We start from the raw sequence: 18568 nt of genomic DNA, 5'->3' as shown, positions 1-18568 counted from the left end.
TCTAGTCCGCAGCCTCTTCGCCCTTGGCCGGTTCTTGGCATTTCTCAAACCGCTGGCGCAGCACCCCGTCGATCTCCACTTGCTCGGCAAACATGGCGGCCGGGCGCACCCACAGCCCGTGCTCGCCATACAGCGCGCGGTACACCGTCATGGGCTCCAGCGTCTCGCTGTGGCGGGCGGTGCCCACCACCTCGTACATCAGGCCCTTGTAGTGGCGGTACAGGCCGACGGGCGTAGGGGTGAGTGCAGGGAGTTTTCCGTTCATGGTTACTATGGCGGGTTGTACCGGGCTGCTTGGCCGTCATGGCCGCGCCGCACGGTACATCCAAAAAACAAAATGGGAGGGGTTGACCTGTGGAATGGGCAGACTTTGTGCACTTGGTGCGCACCAGCGAGCAAGACAGCGCTGAAAACAGCGGCGCTTACCGGCGCAGCGTAGCCGCTTTTGCCGCCTTGGGCTACGCCTGGGTGCTGGGCTGCTTTGTCCTGGCCCTGGGCCTGGTGGCCTGGGCGGTGCAGCAACTGTTGTTTGGACGCTTTCGCCTGGGGCTGTTGTTGATGCTGCTGGCGGCGGGCAGTCTGTTGTGGTTCAGCCTGCGTGCGCTGTGGCTGCGCATCACCCCGCCTGAGGGCGAGGAAATCACTGCCACCGAAGCGCCGGAGCTGTTCGATGCGCTGGAGCGCATCCGCCGCAAGATCAAAGGCCCACCCATCCACCATGTGCTGCTGAGCGACGACTTCAACGCCAGCATCCAGCAGATACCGCGCTACGGTCTGTTTGGCGGTGGGGTTAACTACCTGGTCATCGGGCTGCCGCTGTTGATGGCACTGGACCGCACCCGCTTCTTGGCGGTGCTGGGCCACGAATATGGCCACCTGCGTGGCGACCACGGCCAGTTTGGCGCCTGGATTTACCGCACCCGCTGGTCGTGGATGCAGCTCAACAAAAGCCTGGGTGACGACGAGGGCCTGGCCGGAGCGGCCACGCAGGCCTTCTTGCGCTGGTACTTCCCTCGCTTTGCCGCCAAAACCTTTGCCCTGGCGCGCCAGGATGAATACGAAGCCGACAACGTGGCCGGGCGCCTGTCGGGCCGCGAGGCCATGGCGGCTGCGCTGATTGAGGTGGAAATTCGGGGCCATTGGCTGCAGACCGAGTTTTGGCGCGACCACTGGTGCACCGCTGCGGCCAACCCGCTGCCCGTGGGGCCTTTCCGTGGGCTGCGCCGCCTGATGGCCGACGCGCCCGAGGCGGCCTTCGCCAACGATGCGCTGCGCCAGGCGCTCAAGCGCATCAGCAATCTGGACGACACCCACCCAGGCTTGCGCGACCGACTGGAGGCTCTGGACGTGGCGGGCACCTTGCCCGACTGGTCGCGCGGCAGCGCCCTGGCCCTGCTGGGCAAGGACGAAGCCAAGCGCTGGATCGCCCACTTCGACAAACAATGGTGCGCCGCCAACGCGTCGGACTGGAAGCAGCACCACGCCTGGCTGCAGCGCGTGCGCGCCAGGGCCGAGGCTTTGCAGGCCGGCATGGCCCAGGCCAGCGCCGCCGATTTGGTGGAGCTGGCCCGCCTGCGCAAGCACCTGGACCCGCGCGCCGAAGTGCGTCCCCTGTACGAACTGGCACTGGAGCGCAGCGCCGAGCACCCCGGCGCCCTGCGTGGCCTGGCCCAGTGCCTGCCCGATGGCGACCGCGCCGCCAAGCTGGCCTGCCTGCATCGCCTGTGGGACGCTGGCAGTAACGACCGCTGGTGGGCTGCCCGCACGGCGTTGGCCGAGCTGGAAACCCCCCGCATCGGCTACGACCATGACGCCGCCGCCTTCAAGCAGTGGCGCAAGCGACTGGAGCGGGCCCAGGAGTCTGAAGAGCGCGCCTGGGAGGAGTTGAGCAACGCCTCGTACTTCAGCCACATTGCCCGCAACGATCTCAGCGAGTTCGAGCTGGGCGAATTCCAGGCCGAACTGGCCCGCTGCGCGCCCGTGGCCTGCGCCTGGCTGGTGCGCAAGAACCTGCGCGAGCACCCACAGCGCCGGGCCTATCTGCTGTTTGTGGAGCTGCCCGGCATGGACGACGAAGACCGCTACGACCTGTGCCGCTGGCTGGAGCGCACCCTGAGCTTGCCCGGCCCCCTGCTGGTGCTGTGGGCGGGTGAATCGCCCACGCTCAAGGAGATCAAGCGCTCGGCGTTTGACCCTATCTACACACGCTAAGGGTCAAGTGAGGGGATGGGTTTTTCGACTACCAACCCATGCTTTATCGCTCTCTGCCTGTGCAACTGGCGTGGTGCAGGCCAGTGCCCTCGCGCAAGGGCCGCCCCGCCGCGCTGAGGGCGTCCCCCGCCGGGGGAAGGCACCGAAGGTGACTCAGGGGGGCTTAACAGTAGACAATCGGGGGATGCATCCCAAAGTCCTTCTAGACGCCTGTGCCGAATTGGTTCGGCTCACCCTCACTTTTGAACACCCGGCCGACGCCGTGGTGTCCCGCTACTTTCGCGACAACCGCGGGCTGGGCCCGCGTGAGCGCGCCACGCTGGCCGAAACGGTTTACAACGTGCTGCGCAAAAAGCTCTTGTTCGACCACCTGGCCCCCTCGGGCTCGGGTTCCAAAGAGCGTCGCCTGGCCATCCTGGGCTTTCATGGCCCGCGCGATTTTCTGAAAAGCGCGCTCACCGACCAGGAAAAGAACTGGCTGGAGCAGTGCGACACCGTCAGCCCTGACGACCTGATGGAGCGCCACCGCCACAACCTGCCTGAGTGGCTGGTGCAGCCCCTCAAGGACCAGTTGGGCAACGACTTCTGGCCCCTTGCCGAAAGCATGGCCCAGAACGCGCCGCTGGACTTGCGCGTCAACGTTTTGAAAGAAAAACGGGCCGATGTGCAGAAGGAACTTGCGCAAGCAGCTATTAAATCTGTAGCAACACCTTACTCCCCCTGGGGCTTGCGCATCGAGGGCAAGCCCGCGTTGACCAAGCTGGACGCCTTCACCCGGGGTGCCATCGAGGTGCAGGACGAAGGTTCGCAGCTGCTGGCGCTGCTGCTGGACGCCAAGCGCGGCGAGATGGTGGTGGACTTCTGCGCCGGTGCCGGTGGCAAGACCCTGGCGATTGGCGCCACCATGCGCAGCACGGGCCGGTTGTACGCGTTTGATGTGTCGGCCCACCGGCTTGATGCCCTCAAGCCCCGCATGGCCCGCAGTGGCCTGTCCAATGTCCACCCCGCAGCCATCGCGCACGAGCGTGACGAGCGCGTGAAGCGCCTGGCCGGCAAGATCGACCGGGTGCTGGTGGATGCTCCCTGCTCGGGCCTGGGCACCCTGCGCCGCAACCCGGACCTCAAGTGGCGCCAGTCTGCCAAGGCCGTGCAAGAGTTGGTGGCGAAGCAAACCGCCATCCTGGACAGCGCCGCCCGCCTGCTCAAGCCCGGTGGCCGCTTGGTGTACGCCACGTGCAGCATCCTGCCGCAAGAGAACGAAGCCATTGCCGAGGCCTTCAGCGCGGCGCACCCCGATTTCATCCCGCTGGATGCGGGTGAAGCCCTGGCCCAGCTCAAGGTGGCGCAGGCCGCCAGCCTGTGCAGCGGTGGCGAAACGGGCAGCGCCTATCTGCGCCTGTGGCCCCACCGCCACCAGACCGACGGGTTCTTTGCCGCTGTGTGGACGCGCAAAGACTGAGCTTGGCGCCACCTCGGGCTGCCCGCTTTGCGCGGCCCGGGCGTCAACCTGTGGTGAACCCTGAACCACAAAAAGTAACGCGGTTCTAAAATGAAATCGGCCTTTCGCCTGTCGGCGGGGCCGTGTCTGCGTGTGAAAAGGCTGGAAAAGATATGTTGTTACCCGACTGGGCTGTACTGAACGCCGCCATCGACTGGCTGGGCCACGGCCTGTGGGACTTGGCCTGGTGGCAAATCGTGCTCTACACCTTGCTCACCACCCACATCACGATTGCGGCGGTGACCATCTTCTTGCACCGTGCACAGGCCCATCGGGCGCTGGACCTGCATGCCATCCCCTCGCACTTTTTCCGTTTCTGGCTGTGGGTGGGCACGGGCATGCAGACCAAGGAATGGGTGGCCATCCACCGCAAGCACCACGCCAAGTGCGAAACGCCGGACGACCCGCACAGCCCGCAGACGCGGGGGCTGGACACCGTGATGTGGCGCGGTGCCGAGCTGTACCGCGCTGAGGCTAATAACCCCGAGACCCTGCAGAAGTTTGGCCACGGCACACCCAACGACTGGGTGGAGCGCAACGTGTACAGCCGCTTTGGCTGGCAGGGCGTGGGCCTCATGCTGATTCTGAACCTGGCCTTGTTTGGCGCTGCAGGTGCTGCGGTGTGGGCGGTGCAGATGGTCTGGATTCCGTTCTGGGCGGCAGGTGTCGTCAATGGTGTGGGGCACTTCTGGGGCTACCGCAACTTTGAGGCGCAAGACGCCAGCACCAACCTCTCGCCCTGGGGCATCCTGATTGGCGGGGAAGAGCTGCACAACAACCACCACACCTACCCCACGGCGGCCAAGTTCTCGATCAAGCCGTTCGAGTTCGACATTGGCTGGCTGTACATCAGCCTCATGCAAAAGGTGGGTTGGGCCACCGTGAAGAAGGTGCCACCCAAGCTGCAGCTGGGCGCCATCAAACCCGTGGCCGATGAGAAGACGCTGGAAGCCTTGATTGCCAACCGCTACGAAGTGATGGCTGGCTATGCGCGTGGCGTGCGCCAGGCCTGCAAGGAAGAAATGGTCGCGCTCAAGGCGCGCCATGGGGATGTGTCGGTGCTCAAGGCCGCCAAGCGCTGGCTGCACCGTGATGCCGAGAAGGTGCCTGCCCTGGCCTTGCCGCAACTGGCCCAGGTGCGTGCAGCCTACCCGGCGCTCGACAAGATGGTCACCATGCGGGAGGAGTTGCGCCAGCTGTGGCTTAACACCACCCAGTCGCGCGAGCAGCTCACGGCCGATTTGCAGGCTTGGTGCCGCCGCGCTGAGGAAAGCGGCATCGCCACATTGCGCGATTTTTCGCTACGCCTGCGTTCTGCCCAGGCTTGATCCAGCGGTGCGCCGGGGCAGCGCATTGCCCCAGCGTTGAATGCTCCGCCAGGTTTGCCGCAGCCACGCGGCTGCGCTGGGGCCTGTGGCTGGCTCTGTGCACAGCACCCGCGCTGGGGCGGTACCCGCGTTGCGCAGATGTACCCAGGTGGCCGTCTCTTGCCCGTCAGGCTGCAGCATGTCGCCCGCATGCAAAGCCTGCCGCCTGGTGGTTAGCACTTGGCCGTATACCAGGGGCCCCGTAGCAACGTCTACCGATCCTTGCAGCACCTGCAAGGTGGCCCCGGGTGGCAGACAAGTCAGCCGGTGTTGCCCGGCGCGCAGCGGCAGGATGCAAGAGGGTGACGATGCGCTGAAATCGGCGCGTCTTTGGGGTGGCTGCATGGGGTTCTCTCGATGGCTGGATGAGGGCCTTCAGCGTAAGAAAAACGGTGCAGTGCTGGTAGACACACTACCGGCTTTCATGGAGCAGAACAGTTGCGATAAGCAAGGCACTGTTATGGTGCTATTGCTGTGGTTCTGTATCTGTTGTGCCTTCTGGCTTGTGGGCATGATGGGCGGACCCGTTCAGTTCTTTCCCTTTGAACCGGCTCTCACGTTCGCCATGACCCGCTCCGAAAACCGCGGCGAAAACCGCTCCGATACCCCGCGCTACCGCCAGTTGGCGGCCCTGTATGAGAAGGCAATCGCCTCTGGCAGCTTGCAGCCGGGGATGCGCATGCCTTCGGTGCGCGAGCTGTGTCAGCGCCACCAAGTCAGCTTGACCACTGCGTTGCAGGGGCTGCGCCATCTGGAAGCCCAGGGCTGTGTGGAGGCGCGCGAGCGCGTGGGTTACTTTGTGCGTGCCCCGGGCAGCGCCAGCTTGCCCCGTGCACGTGAGCCTGAGGTGTGCGAGCCGTTGCCCAGCGACCCCCGCGTGTTTGCGGGCATCAATGAGCGCATCTCCCTGTTTTTGGAAAAAGCCCGGCTGGCGGGCCCGCTGCCACTGGACCTGGGCAGCGCCATGCCGGCCCCGAGTTTGTTTGATGCCACGGCGCTGAACCGGCTGGCGCACAGCCTGCTGCGCGAGCAGCCCGACATCCTGGTTTATGGCCCCTCGGCGCCCACCACCCACCCAGAGTTTCAGCAGGCCATGGCCCGCCACGCCCTGGGGTTTGGGCTGAGTGTGGCGCCCAGTGACATCAGTGCCACCCTGGGCAATTCAGAGGGGGTGAACCTGGCCTTGGACGCCGTGGCTGAGCCCGGCGACGTGATCGCTGTCGAGTCGCCCACCTTCTTTGGTATCTTGCAGGCCATTGAGGTGCGCGGGCTGCGGGCGCTGGAGATTCCCAGCAGCCCGCACACCGGCATGTCGCTGGAGGCGCTGGAGCTGGCCGCGCGCAACGAGCCGCGCCTCAAGGGGGTGGTGGTGGTGCCGCACCTGCAAATGCCCCAAGGCAGCGTGATGCCCGATGCCCACAAGCAGCGCCTGGTGGCGCTGTGCGTGGAGTATGGGCTGGCGTTGGTGGAGGACGACATCTACCGGGAGTTTGTTGAAACCTCGCACCCGCTGCGCCCTGTCAAGGCGTGGGACCGGCCTGGGGATGCGGGCCAGGTGATTTACTGCGCGTCGCTCAGCAAGAGCTTTGCCCCCGGGCTGCGCCAGGGCTGGATGAGTGCGGGCCGGTGGCAGGCCCGGGTACAGATGCTCAAGTTTGCCAGCACGCGCAACATGCAGACTTGGTCGCAACTGCTGGCGGCGCGCAGCGTGAATTCGCCCGGTTATGAGCGCCATTTGCGCCGCCTGCGTGCACAGCTGCGCTTGCAGCGTGAGCAGTCCGCACGGGCCGTGGCGCGCTATTTTCCGCAGGGCACGCGGCTGAGTTTGCCGCCGGGCGGGCTCAGCCTGTGGCTGGAGCTGCCCGTCGGCATTTCGTCTACGCGCCTGTACGACCAGGCTCTGCAGTGCGGCATCCGCATTGCGCCGGGGCCCATGTTCTCCAATACCGGGCGGTATGAGCATTTTTTGCGATTGAGCTGCGGCATGCCCTTCACGCCACAGGTGGAAGAGGGCTACCGCACGCTGGGCGAGTTGATGGCGCAGCAACTGGGGCAGGGCCGGGGCGTAGACGCGCTGCCTGTGCCCAGGGCTGCCTGAATGTGTGGGTGAGTGGTTGGGCTGTGGGTTATCACGGGCCCAAGCCATCGACGTAAAAAAATCGCCAAACATTGCTGTTGGGCGGTTTTGGGGAATTTGGCGAAATGCCGCTGAATTACTTCAGCTTCATTTCCTTGTATTCCACATGCTTGCGAGCTTTTGGATCAAATTTCATGATCAGCATTTTCTCGGGCATGGTCTTCTTGTTCTTGGTCGTGGTGTAGAAGTGGCCAGTACCCGCAGTGGATTCCAGCTTGATCTTGTCGCGTCCGCCTTTGCTTGCCATGGTGCTTCTCCTTAAGCCTGACCACGTGCACGCAGGTCTGCGAGCACCGAGTCGATACCGTTCTTGTCGATCAAACGCAGGGCAGCGCTCGAAACGCGCAGGCGAACCCAGCGGTTTTCGCTCTCAACCCAGAAACGGCGGTATTGCAGGTTCGGCAGGAACCGGCGCTTGGTTTTGTTGTTGGCGTGGGAAACGTTGTTCCCGACCATGGGCTTCTTGCCCGTTACGTCGCAGACGCGTGCCATGAGGACACTCCGATAACTTATTAACGGCCATTTGCGGGCGCCCCGGCACAGTGCGCGGGGCTCGCTAGCGGCCTCACCTCGCCAGAAAGGGTGGCGGTAACCCGATTGCAGAATCTGAATATCCACCAAGTTGGCGGGCAGGATTCAGCAAAGCCGCAGATTATAGCCTGCGGCCTTCTTTTTGATCAAGCCCCTTGTTCCAGGAAGCGCTGCGCGTCCAGTGCGGCCATGCAGCCTGTGCCCGCGCTGGTGATGGCCTGGCGGTACACGTGGTCTTGCACGTCGCCTGCGGCAAACACGCCGGGCACGCTGGTCTGCGTGGCAAAACCCTTGAGGCCGCCTTGCGTGACGATGTAACCGTTGTCCATCTCCAGCTGGCCCTGGAAGATTTCGGTGTTGGGGGCATGGCCAATGGCGATGAAGCAGCCCTTGAGCTCGATGTCCTGGGTGCTGCCGTCTTGCGTGCTCTTGATGCGGATGCCGGTCACGCCGGTGTTGTCGCCGAGCACTTCGTCCAAGGTGTGGAACACCTTCAGCTCGATCTTGCCTGCCGCCACTTTCTCATTGAGCTTGTCCACCAGGATGGGCTCGGCCTTGAATTTGTCGCGGCGGTGCACCAGGGTGACCTTGCGGGCGATGTTCGACAGGTACAGCGCCTCTTCTACGGCCGTGTTGCCGCCACCCACCACACAAACGTCTTGCTCGCGGTAGAAGAAACCGTCGCAAGTGGCGCAGCCCGAGACGCCCCGGCCCATGAAAGCTTCTTCGGACGGCAGGCCCAGGTACTTGGCCGATGCGCCCGTGGCCAGGATCAGCGCGTCACAGGTGTAGGTGCCGCTGTCGCCTGTCAGTGTGAAGGGGCGCTTGCTGAAATCGACCTTGTTGATGTGGTCGAAAATGATCTGGGTCTTGAAGCGCTCCGCGTGCTCCAGAAAACGCTGCATCAGGTCGGGGCCTTGCACGCCGTGCACATCGGCGGGCCAGTTGTCCACTTCGGTGGTCGTCATCAGCTGCCCGCCTTGGGCCATGCCGGTGATGAGCACGGGGTTCAGGTTGGCACGTGCCGCATAGACGGCAGCGGTGTAGCCTGCAGGGCCAGAGCCAAGGATCAGAACTTTCGCGTGTTGGGTGGTGGACATGGTACAAGCCTGTGTTTTGCGCGCCGACCGGTAGAGTGGCGCTGTTGGAGAATGGGGGAGGGTTGCCAAGTATCCGCTGGGCGGAGGCTTTCAAGGGCAGCCCGTTTTCAATCACGGCGATTGTAAGAACCCATCAAAAACCTGTAGAACTTACGCAAATCCGGCGGTAGCCCCTGCAGTGCCTGTGGGCCTGGGCCGCGTTTTGTGTAAGCCATGACCTGTTGCGGCGCCAGTGGAGCCGCGTCCTTTGTTGAGGAGAAGTCTTTCCATGTCGACGATGTTGTCCAATCTGGACCTGCTGCGCCGGGTACCTTTGTTTTCGCTGTTGACGGTGGCCCAGGCCGAGGTCATCAGCGGGGCTGTGACCAAGCGCCGATTCAAGCGAGGCGAGGTGCTGGTGGAGCAGGGACAAAAGTCCAATGCCTTGTCCATCTTGCTCACAGGGCGCGCGCGCGTGGTGTCGGCAGACAGCCGGGGTCGCGAGGTGATTCTGGCCACGCTGGGCCCGGGGGACTACATCGGCGAGATGAGCATCATCGACAACGAGCCCCACTCGGCCACGGTGCGCGCTGAGGTGCAAACCGACGTGCTGCTGCTGGGCCGCGCAGACTTTGCCCGCTGCCTGTCAGAGAACGCGTCTATGTCTTTGGTCGTGATGCGCGGTCTGGTCAAGCGCTTGCGCCATGCCGATCGAAAAATTGAGTCACTGGCGTTACTGGATGTGTATGGTCGCGTGGCCCATGCGCTGCTGGATTTTGCGGTGGAGGATGCGCAGGGGCAGTGGGTGATCCGCGAGAAGATCTCCCGCCAGGATCTGGCCAAGATGGTGGGGGCTTCGCGCGAGATGGTGAGCCGTGTGATGAAGGACCTGGAAGAGCGCGCCTTCATCCAGACCCAACCCAACGGGTCGACCTTGCTCAAGGAGCGTCTCAACGCCCTGAGTTGAGGGGCCGGGCCCGCTGGCGCGGGCCTCGACCCCAGCTGCCCATGGGGTAAGCTTGCCCGGCACGTTTATGACTTATTCCCTCAATACCCTGAATGCATCTGCGGCGGCCAAGTCGCCCCCCCGAACGGGCGCCGCCCGGTTCGGTCATGAGGTCAGTTTGCTGGTGGGCCTGCTGGCCCTGATTTTCTGGTTGCTGGCGCTGGTCAGCTACTCTTCACAAGACCCGTCCTGGTCCTCCTCGGGCGTGGGGGCGTCGCGCATGGTGTCCAACTGGGCGGGGCGCCTGGGGGCGTGGCTGGCCGATGGCAGCTACTTCGCGTTTGGTTTTTCGGTGTGGTGGTGCGTGGCGGCGGCCGTTTGTGCCTGGTTTTCATCACTCGCCCGCTGGATGCGGGGGGGCGAAATGCCCGAGGGCTCGCCTTCGCCAGCCGTGCGCCGCGTGGTGTTCTGGGTAGGGCTGGTGCTGCTCGTCAGTGCCAGCGCGGCCTTGGAGTGGTCGCGTCTGTACCGGTTTGAGCCCTACCTGCCCGGCGGGCACGGCGGCGGCGTGCTGGGCTACACCGTGGGGCTTGGGGGCATGAAGTGGCTGGGTTTCATGGGCTCTGGGCTGGCTTGCATCGTGCTGCTGGTGCTGGGGGCCTCCATGGTGTTCCGGTTCTCCTGGGGGCATGTGGCTGAGTGGCTGGGGGCGCGCATGGACGCGCTGGTGCAGTCGAGCCTGGCGAGCCGCGAAGTGGCCAAGGACGTGGCCGTGGGCCGCAAGGCTGCCCGTGAGCGTGCGGTGGTGGTACGCGAAGAGCGCACCGAGAGCGAGGAGCACCACCCCGAGCCTGTGCAGATCATCGAGCCTGTGCTGGTCGATGCCCCGCAGAGCGCACGTGTCGTCAAAGAGCGGCAAAAGCCCCTGTTCACAGAGATGCCCGACAGCAAGCTGCCGCTGGTGGACTTGCTCGACGGCCCGCTGCAGCGCCAGGAAACCGTGGCGCCTGAGACGCTGGAGATGACCAGCCGCCTCATCGAGAAAAAGCTCAAGGACTTTGGCGTGGAAGTGCGCGTGGTGGCCGCCATGCCCGGCCCGGTGATCACCCGCTACGAGATCGAGCCCGCCACGGGCGTGAAGGGCTCGCAGATCGTGGGCCTGGCCAAGGACTTGGCACGCTCGCTCAGCCTCGTCTCGATCCGCGTGGTGGAGACCATCCCGGGCAAGAATTTCATGGCGCTGGAGCTGCCCAATGCCAAGCGCCAGTCCATCCGCCTGTCCGAGATTTTGGGCTCGCAGATTTACCATGAGGCCAAGAGCATGCTCACCATGGGCCTGGGCAAGGACATCGTGGGCAACCCGGTGGTGGCCGACCTGGCCAAGATGCCGCACGTGCTGGTGGCCGGTACCACGGGCTCGGGCAAATCGGTGGGGATCAATGCCATGATCCTTTCGCTGCTCTACAAGGCCGAGGCGCGCGACGTGCGCCTGTTGATGATCGACCCCAAGATGCTGGAAATGTCGGTCTACGAAGGCATCCCGCACCTGCTGGCGCCGGTCGTGACGGACATGAAGCAGGCCGCGCACGGCCTGAACTGGTGCGTGGCCGAGATGGAGCGCCGCTACAAGCTCATGAGCAAGCTGGGTGTGCGCAATCTGTCGGGCTACAACGCCAAGATCGACGAAGCCAAGGCGCGCGAGGAGTTCATCTACAACCCCTTCAGCCTCACGCCCGAAGAGCCCGAGCCGCTGCAGCGCCTGCCGCACATCGTGGTCATCATCGACGAGCTGGCCGATTTGATGATGGTGGTGGGCAAGAAGATCGAAGAGTTGATTGCCCGCCTCGCTCAAAAGGCGCGGGCTGCAGGGATTCACCTGATCTTGGCCACCCAGCGCCCCAGCGTGGATGTGATCACGGGCCTGATCAAGGCCAATATTCCGACCCGCATCGCGTTCTCGGTGGGCTCCAAAATCGACAGCCGCACCATTTTGGACCAGATGGGCGCGGAGGCGCTGCTGGGCATGGGCGACATGCTCTACATGGCCAGCGGCACGGGCCTGCCGATTCGGGTGCATGGCGCTTTTGTCAGCGATGAAGAGGTGCACCGCGTGGTCAGCTACCTCAAGACCCAGGGCGAGCCCGACTACATCGAAGGCGTGCTGGAGGGCGGAACTGTCGAAGGTGACGGCGATCTGTCTGCAGACGGCGGGGGTGAAGGCGGTGAAAAAGACCCCATGTACGACCAAGCCGTGGAAGTGGTGCTCAAGGACCGCAAGGCCAGCATCTCTTACGTCCAGCGCAAGCTGCGCATTGGCTACAACCGGTCGGCGCGCTTGCTGGAAGACATGGAGAAAGCTGGGCTGGTCAGTGGCCTGACCACCAGCGGCCAGCGCGAAGTGCTGGTGCCCGCGCGCGAGTCTTAGACATCTATGCGGGCCGCTGTGCGGCCTTTTTGCGGTGTTGGCTGACTTGGGTAAACCGGTTTGGGGCCTAAGGTGTCTGCCGCTGTCGCGTTTGAGGAATTCGTTTTGAAAAAAATCGTCACTACTATTTTGATAGCTGCCAGCGCTGGTCTGGCAAGCGCTGACGGGCTTAAAAGCCTGGAAGGCTTCATGAAGGGCACGCACACCGGGCGTGCGGACTTCACGCAGGTGGTCACCGCGCCGCCCAAGGACGGGCAGGCCGCCCGCAGCAAAACCTCCAGCGGCACGTTTGAGTTCCAGCGCCCGGGGCGCTTCAAGTTTGTGTACCAAAAGCCGTTTGAGCAAACCATCGTGGCCGATGGGCAAACCCTGTGGCTGCTGGATGTGGACCTGAACCAGGTCACCCAGCGCTCGCAGGCGCAGGCGCTGGGCTCCACACCCGCCGCGCTGATTGCCTCGGCGGCAGACTTGTCGGCCTTGCGTGCTGATTTCGCCCTGGAGTCGGCCCCTGACCAGGACGGCCTGCAATGGGTGCAGGCCACGCCCAAGGCCAAGGACGGGCAGCTGCAAAGCGTGCGCGTGGGTTTTGCGGGCGAGCAACTGACGGCGCTCGACATTGTGGATAGCTTTGGTCAGCGCTCGGCCATTCGGTTCAAGGGCATGCAGGTCAACCCCGCGCTGCCAGCGGGCACCTTCCAGTTCAAGCCGCCTGCAGGTGCGGACGTGGTCAAGCAATAAGCCCCCTCAAGGCACCAACCCACGGTGGTCAGCTGAGGGGAGGCTGAAAATGCTATGGTTTGCATAGCTGCTTGCGCTTATTGATAAAGCGCTGCAGGCCATTTTTACCCTTGATGCCGTGTGCCTGTGGCAGAGCCTTCTGACCAAACCGCGTTGTGCCTAGTGTCCTGAGTTGGAGATTCGTTTCATAAAGATGCCGAGAATCGCCGCCATGCCGCGTTGCAAATCCTCGCGATAGCTACGGCTATCGCTGCGGTTTGCGCCTTGCCTGACGACGATTTCGACCTCTTTATTTCATCAACGAACTTCCAACTCAGGGCACTAGGTGCCATACCCCATGAGCCGAAAACCCTCTGACTCCACCCCAAGCCCGTTGGGCTTGCACCAGCCTTTGGCCGAAATTTTGCGCCCGCGCACTCTGGCCGAGGTGGTGGGCCAGCAGCATGTGCTGGGGCCGGGCATGCCGCTGCGGCTGGCGTTCGAGTCGGGCCGCCCGCATAGCTGCATTCTGTGGGGCCCGCCGGGCGTGGGCAAAACCACCATTGCCCGGCTGATGGCCGATGCGTTTGACGCGCAGTTCATCAGCATCAGTGCGGTGTTGGGGGGGGTGAAGGACATTCGCGAGGCGGTGGAGCGCGCCCAGGCGGCCCGCGACGGGCTGATGCAGCAGCGCACCCTGGTGTTTGTGGACGAGGTGCACCGCTTCAACAAGAGCCAGCAAGACGCCTTTTTGCCGCATGTGGAAAGCGGCCTGTTCACCTTCATCGGGGCGACCACCGAGAACCCCTCGTTCGAGGTGAACTCCGCGCTGCTGTCGCGGGCGGCGGTGTATGTGCTGCAGCCGTTGTCGGCTGACGACTTAAAGCAAATTGTGGCCCTGGCGCAATCCCATCAAGCGGTACCAGCTATGGAAAGCATAGCAATAGACCGCTTGGTGGCCTATGCCGACGGCGATGCCCGCAAGCTGCTCAACACGCTCGAAACCCTGGCCATGGCGGCCACGCAGGAGAAGCTGCCAGAGATCACCGATGCCTGGCTGCTCAAGGTGCTTGGCGAGCGCATGCGCCGCTACGACAAGGGCGGCGAGCAGTTCTACGACACCATCAGCGCGCTGCACAAATCGGTGCGCGGCTCTGACCCCGATGCGGCGCTGTACTGGCTGGTGCGCATGCTCGACGGCGGTGCCGACCCGCGCTACATGGCCCGCCGCCTGGTGCGCATGGCCAGTGAGGACATCGGCCTGGCCGACCCGCGTGCCCTGCGGCTGGCGCTGGATGCCGCTGAGGTGTACGAGCGCCTGGGCTCGCCCGAGGGCGAGCTGGCCCTGGCAGAGTGTGTGGTCTATCTGGCCGTGGCCCCCAAGTCCAACGCGGTCTACAAGGCCTACAACGCCGCCAAAGCCTGGGTGAAGCAGGACGGCACCCGGCCTGTGCCCATGCACTTGCGCAATGCGCCCACGCAGCTGATGAAGCAGCTGGACTACGGCAAGGGCTACCGCTACGCCCATGACGAGGTGGACGGCTTTGCTGCGGGCGAGCGGTATTTGCCCGACGACATGCCCGAGCCCGGCTTTTATGAGCCCGTGGAGCGGGGGCTGGAGATCAAAATTGCGCAAAAACTGCGCGATTTGCGTGAGCGCAATGCGACGGCCTCGGCCACTGCTTCGGATGCGCCGGGCAGTGCCGAAAACGGCTGAAAACTCTGACCGGGGTCAACAATTTGCCTCTTTATGCCGACCTTGCATGAGGTCGGTAATAAGTTTGCACATCATTTGCAGTAGGTCTATCAAAATTCCTTATGCGTGGCGTTTGCACCTGATGGAGCGCAAATCCACGGGAAAACCCCGCCAATACTGGCGTGGGAGCGAATCGACTACTGGCTACAATCCCGACCACAAACCCGCGCAGCAGCATTTCTGGCGGGTTTTTTGCTAGATGGCAGTCGGGCCCAAAAGGCTGCACCGATTTCGGTGCCTGCAAGATGGGCACGTCACAAACGAAGGACTTTTTTATGGACATTTTGCTGCAGCAGATCATCAACGGTCTGGTATTGGGCAGCATGTACGCCTTGATAGCCTTGGGCTACACGATGGTGTACGGCATTATTCAACTGATCAATTTCGCCCACGGCGAGGTATTGATGATCGGTGCACTCACCAGTTGGAGCTGTATCGGCCTGATGCAAGAGGCCATGCCCGGCGCGCCTGGGTGGCTCGTTTTGCTTTTGGCCACGCTGATCGCCTGTATCGTTGCCGCCAGCCTCAATTTCGTCATTGAAAAAGTGGCCTACCGCCCCCTGCGCAGCAGCCCCCGGCTGGCTCCGCTGATCACGGCGATCGGGATGTCCATCTTGCTGCAAACGCTGGCAATGATCATCTGGAAGCCTAACTACAAGCCCTATCCCACGCTGCTGTCCAGCACTCCTTTCGAAGTGGGCGGCGCTTTCATCACCCCCACGCAGATTCTGATTCTGGGCGTGACGGCCGTGGCACTGGCTTCGCTGGTCTATCTGGTCAACCACACCAACCTGGGCCGCGCCATGCGCGCCACGGCGGAGAACCCCCGCGTGGCCTCTTTGATGGGTGTGAAGCCTGACATGGTGATTTCTGCCACCTTCATCATTGGCGCCATCTTGGCGGCCATCGCCGGCATCATGTATGCCTCCAACTACGGCACTGCGCAGCACACCATGGGCTTTTTGCCTGGTTTGAAGGCTTTCACGGCTGCGGTGTTTGGCGGTATCGGCAATTTGGCCGGTGCGGTGGTGGGCGGCATTTTGCTGGGCTTGATCGAAGCCATCGGCTCGGGCTACATCGGCACCTTGACGGGCGGTGTGCTGGGCAGCCACTACACAGACATCTTTGCGTTCATTGTGCTCATCATCATCCTGACGCTGCGCCCCTCGGGCCTGCTGGGTGAGCGTGTGGCGGATCGCGCCTGAGGAGCCTCACACCATGAAGAACACCAAAATCAACTGGATCCTGGGCGGCATTGCGCTGCTCGTCCTGCCGCTGATCCTGCAATTCTTTGGCAACGCCTGGGTGCGTATCGCCGATCTGGCCCTGCTGTACGTGATGCTGGCCCTGGGCCTGAACATCGTGGTGGGCTACGCAGGCCTGCTTGACCTGGGCTACGTGGCGTTTTACGCCGTGGGTGCCTACCTGTTTGGCCTGATGGCCTCGCCGCACCTGGCGGACAACTTTGCGGCCTTTGCCGCGATGTTCCCTAACGGCTTGCACACCTCGCTGTGGCTGGTGATTCCGCTGGCGGCTTTGCTGGCGGCCCTGTTTGGGGCTTTGCTGGGTGCACCTACGCTCAAGCTGCGCGGTGACTACCTGGCCATCGTGACGCTGGGCTTTGGCGAAATCATCCGCATCTTCCTGAACAACCTGGATCACCCCGTCAACCTGACCAATGGCCCCAAGGGCATTGGCCAGATCGACTCGGTCAAGATCTTCGGCCTGGACCTGGGCAAGCGCCTGGAGCTGTTCGGCTTTGATATCAACTCCGTCACGCTGTACTACTACCTGTTCATGATCCTCGTGGTCATCAGCGTGGTGATTTGCTACCGCTTGCAGGACTCGCGCGTGGGCCGCGCCTGGATGGCCATCCGCGAAGACGAAATTGCTGCCAAGGCCATGGGCATCAACACCCGCAACCTCAAGCTGCTGGCCTTTGGCATGGGCGCCTCGTTTGGCGGCGTGTCGGGCGCCATGTTCGGTGCCTTCCAGGGCTTCGTCTCGCCCGAGTCGTTCAGCCTGATGGAATCCGTGATGATCATCGCCATGGTGGTGCTGGGCGGCATTGGCCACATTCCTGGCGTCATTCTGGGCGCGATCTTGCTGGCCGCATTGCCTGAAGTGCTGCGCTATGTGGCCGGCCCGCTGCAGGCCATGACCGACGGCCGCCTGGACTCGGCCATCCTGCGCCAACTGCTGATTGCCCTGGCCATGATCATCATCATGTTGCTGCGCCCCCGCGGTTTGTGGCCTGCGCCCGAGCACGGCAAGAGCCTGACCCAGAAGACTTGAACCCATCGCAGAAAGTTAGAACATGGCAGAAAAATCCAACGATGTGGTGCTCAAGGTTGCAGGCATTTCCAAGCGCTTCGGCGGCCTGCAAGCCCTCTCTGATGTGGGCATCACGATTGAACGCGGTCAGGTCTACGGCCTGATCGGCCCCAACGGCGCTGGCAAAACCACGTTTTTCAACGTGATCACCGGTCTCTACACCCCCGACAGCGGCACCTTTGAGCTGGCAGGCAAGCCCTATGAGCCCACGGCCGTGCACGAAGTGGCCAAGGCCGGCATTGCCCGCACCTTCCAGAACATCCGCCTGTTTGCAGAAATGACGGCGCTGGAAAACGTGATGGTGGGCCGCCACATCCGTACCAAATCGGGCCTGCTGGGCGCCGTGCTGCGGACCAAGGCCTTCAAGGAAGAGGAAGCCGCGATTGCCAAGCGCGCGCAAGAGCTGCTGGACTATGTGGGCATCGGCAAGTTTGCCGACTACAAGGCCCGCACCCTGAGCTACGGTGACCAGCGCCGCCTGGAGATCGCTCGCGCCCTGGCGACCGACCCTCAGCTGATCGCGCTGGACGAACCCGCCGCTGGCATGAACGCCACCGAGAAGGTGCAACTGCGCGAGCTGATCGACCAGATCCGCAAGGACAACCGCACCATCTTGCTCATCGAGCACGATGTGAAGCTGGTGATGGGCCTGTGCGATCGCGTGACGGTGCTGGACTACGGCAAGCAGATCGCCGAAGGCACGCCTGCCACCGTGCAGAAGAATGAAAAAGTGATTGAGGCCTATCTGGGCACCGGAGGACATTGAGAATGGCCGAAAAATCCAACAAGGTACTGCTGCAGGTCAAGGGCCTGAAAGTGGCCTACGGCGGTATCCAGGCCGTCAAGGGCGTGGACTTTGAAGTGCGTGAAGGCGAGCTGGTGTCGCTGATCGGCTCCAACGGTGCGGGCAAGACCACCACCATGAAGGCCATCACCGGCACGCTGCCGATCAACGATGGCGACATCGAGTACCTGGGCGAAAGCATCAAGGGCAAGGGCGCGTGGGACCTGGTGAAAAAGGGCCTGGTGATGGTGCCGGAAGGCCGTGGCGTGTTCGCCCGCATGACCATCACCGAAAACCTGCAGATGGGTGCCTACATCCGCCGCGACAAAGCGGGCATCCTGGCTGACATCGAGAAGATGTTCACCATCTTCCCGCGCCTGCGCGAGCGCAAGGACCAGCTGGCCGGCACCATGTCGGGCGGTGAGCAGCAAATGCTGGCCATGGGCCGTGCGCTGATGAGCCAGCCCAAGGTGTTGCTGCTGGACGAGCCTTCCATGGGCCTGTCGCCCATCATGGTCGACAAGATCTTTGAAGTGGTGCGCGATGTGTACGCCCTGGGCGTGACCATCGTGCTGGTCGAGCAGAACGCCAGCCGTGCGCTGGCCTTGGCTGACCGTGGCTACGTGATGGAGTCGGGCTTGATCACTATGACCGGCCCTGGCCAGGAACTGCTGAACGACCCCAAGGTGCGTGCAGCCTACCTGGGCGAGTGAAGCCATGGCCCCTGGCGCTGTGCGCGGGGTGGCCGAGACAGATGGAAGGCACGGTGGCAACACCGTGCCT

Annotated in this window: 16 protein-coding genes; 12 read left to right on the top strand and 4 right to left on the bottom strand. The window is 63.3% G+C overall.

From position 1 onward, the window contains the following. Position 1 precedes the first annotated feature (1 nt). Positions 2–265 (bottom strand): DUF1653 domain-containing protein, encoded by a 264-nt coding sequence (locus EAG14_RS15010; RefSeq protein ID WP_121729366.1) that lies wholly within the window; start codon positions 263–265, stop codon positions 2–4. A gap of 89 nt (positions 266–354) precedes the next feature. Here EAG14_RS15010 and EAG14_RS15005 point away from each other — a divergent pair, with 89 nt between their 5' ends. The 4 genes from EAG14_RS15005 to EAG14_RS14985 all read left to right on the top strand — a co-directional run bounded on the left by EAG14_RS15005 (position 355) and on the right by EAG14_RS14985 (position 7174). Next, positions 355–2211, top strand: a complete 1857-nt coding sequence (locus tag EAG14_RS15005; protein WP_121729365.1) for a M48 family metallopeptidase — start codon at positions 355–357, stop codon at positions 2209–2211. 184 nt (positions 2212–2395) lie between these two features. Next, positions 2396–3670 carry an RsmB/NOP family class I SAM-dependent RNA methyltransferase gene (locus EAG14_RS15000; protein ID WP_121729364.1) on the top strand — a complete coding sequence of 425 codons (1275 nt, stop codon included), beginning with the start codon at positions 2396–2398 and terminating at the stop codon, positions 3668–3670. Between the two features lie 152 nt (positions 3671–3822). Further along, complete coding sequence (locus tag EAG14_RS14995; RefSeq protein WP_121729363.1) at positions 3823–5037, top strand: fatty acid desaturase; 1215 nt, start codon at positions 3823–3825, stop codon at positions 5035–5037. Between the two features lie 604 nt (positions 5038–5641). Next, positions 5642–7174 carry a PLP-dependent aminotransferase family protein gene (locus tag EAG14_RS14985; RefSeq protein ID WP_121729361.1) on the top strand — a complete coding sequence of 511 codons (1533 nt, stop codon included), beginning with the start codon at positions 5642–5644 and terminating at the stop codon, positions 7172–7174. 115 nt (positions 7175–7289) lie between these two features. On the opposite strand, the gene rpmG is transcribed toward EAG14_RS14985, so the two are convergent. The 3 genes from rpmG to trxB all read right to left on the bottom strand — a co-directional run bounded on the left by rpmG (position 7290) and on the right by trxB (position 8844). Further along, complete coding sequence (gene rpmG, locus EAG14_RS14980; protein WP_008904999.1) at positions 7290–7460, bottom strand: 50S ribosomal protein L33; 171 nt, start codon at positions 7458–7460, stop codon at positions 7290–7292. 11 nt (positions 7461–7471) lie between these two features. After that, positions 7472–7705 (bottom strand): 50S ribosomal protein L28, encoded by a 234-nt coding sequence (rpmB, locus tag EAG14_RS14975; protein WP_005797187.1) that lies wholly within the window; start codon positions 7703–7705, stop codon positions 7472–7474. A 185-nt stretch (positions 7706–7890) separates the two neighbouring features. Further along, positions 7891–8844: a thioredoxin-disulfide reductase gene (gene trxB, locus EAG14_RS14970; RefSeq protein ID WP_099658450.1), complete on the bottom strand. Its 954-nt coding sequence runs from the start codon at positions 8842–8844 to the stop codon at positions 7891–7893. A 268-nt stretch (positions 8845–9112) separates the two neighbouring features. Here trxB and EAG14_RS14965 point away from each other — a divergent pair, with 268 nt between their 5' ends. From EAG14_RS14965 to EAG14_RS14930, 8 genes are all read left to right on the top strand, one after another. Next, positions 9113–9790, top strand: coding sequence for a Crp/Fnr family transcriptional regulator (locus EAG14_RS14965; RefSeq protein WP_099740487.1), 678 nt, complete (start codon positions 9113–9115; stop codon positions 9788–9790). Positions 9791–9857: 67 nt separating this feature from the next. After that, positions 9858–12194: a DNA translocase FtsK gene (locus tag EAG14_RS14960; RefSeq protein WP_099658452.1), complete on the top strand. Its 2337-nt coding sequence runs from the start codon at positions 9858–9860 to the stop codon at positions 12192–12194. Between the two features lie 105 nt (positions 12195–12299). Then, positions 12300–12932 carry an outer membrane lipoprotein chaperone LolA gene (gene lolA / locus EAG14_RS14955; protein ID WP_121730495.1) on the top strand — a complete coding sequence of 211 codons (633 nt, stop codon included), beginning with the start codon at positions 12300–12302 and terminating at the stop codon, positions 12930–12932. Positions 12933–13269: 337 nt separating this feature from the next. After that, positions 13270–14628: a replication-associated recombination protein A gene (locus tag EAG14_RS14950; protein WP_099740488.1), complete on the top strand. Its 1359-nt coding sequence runs from the start codon at positions 13270–13272 to the stop codon at positions 14626–14628. Between the two features lie 314 nt (positions 14629–14942). Further along, a complete protein-coding gene (locus EAG14_RS14945; protein ID WP_099658455.1) occupies positions 14943–15872 on the top strand; it encodes a branched-chain amino acid ABC transporter permease in 930 nt (309 codons plus the stop codon). Positions 15873–15885: 13 nt separating this feature from the next. Next, positions 15886–16962, top strand: a complete 1077-nt coding sequence (locus EAG14_RS14940; RefSeq protein WP_099658456.1) for an ABC transporter ATP-binding protein — start codon at positions 15886–15888, stop codon at positions 16960–16962. A gap of 22 nt (positions 16963–16984) precedes the next feature. Then, the gene (locus tag EAG14_RS14935; protein WP_121729360.1) at positions 16985–17767 is read left to right on the top strand and encodes an ABC transporter ATP-binding protein; all 783 of its coding nucleotides are present in this window, start codon (positions 16985–16987) and stop codon (positions 17765–17767) included. Between the two features lie 2 nt (positions 17768–17769). Then, entirely contained in the window at positions 17770–18498 is a 729-nt protein-coding gene (locus tag EAG14_RS14930) for an ABC transporter ATP-binding protein (RefSeq protein WP_099658458.1), read from the top strand. Positions 18499–18568 lie beyond the last annotated feature (70 nt).

It is taken from the genome of Acidovorax sp. 1608163 (genome assembly GCF_003669015.1).
GTDB lineage: Bacteria > Pseudomonadota > Gammaproteobacteria > Burkholderiales > Burkholderiaceae_C > Acidovorax.
Note: the sequence above shows the minus strand (reverse complement) of the source record. Positions and strands in the feature narration are given on the sequence as shown.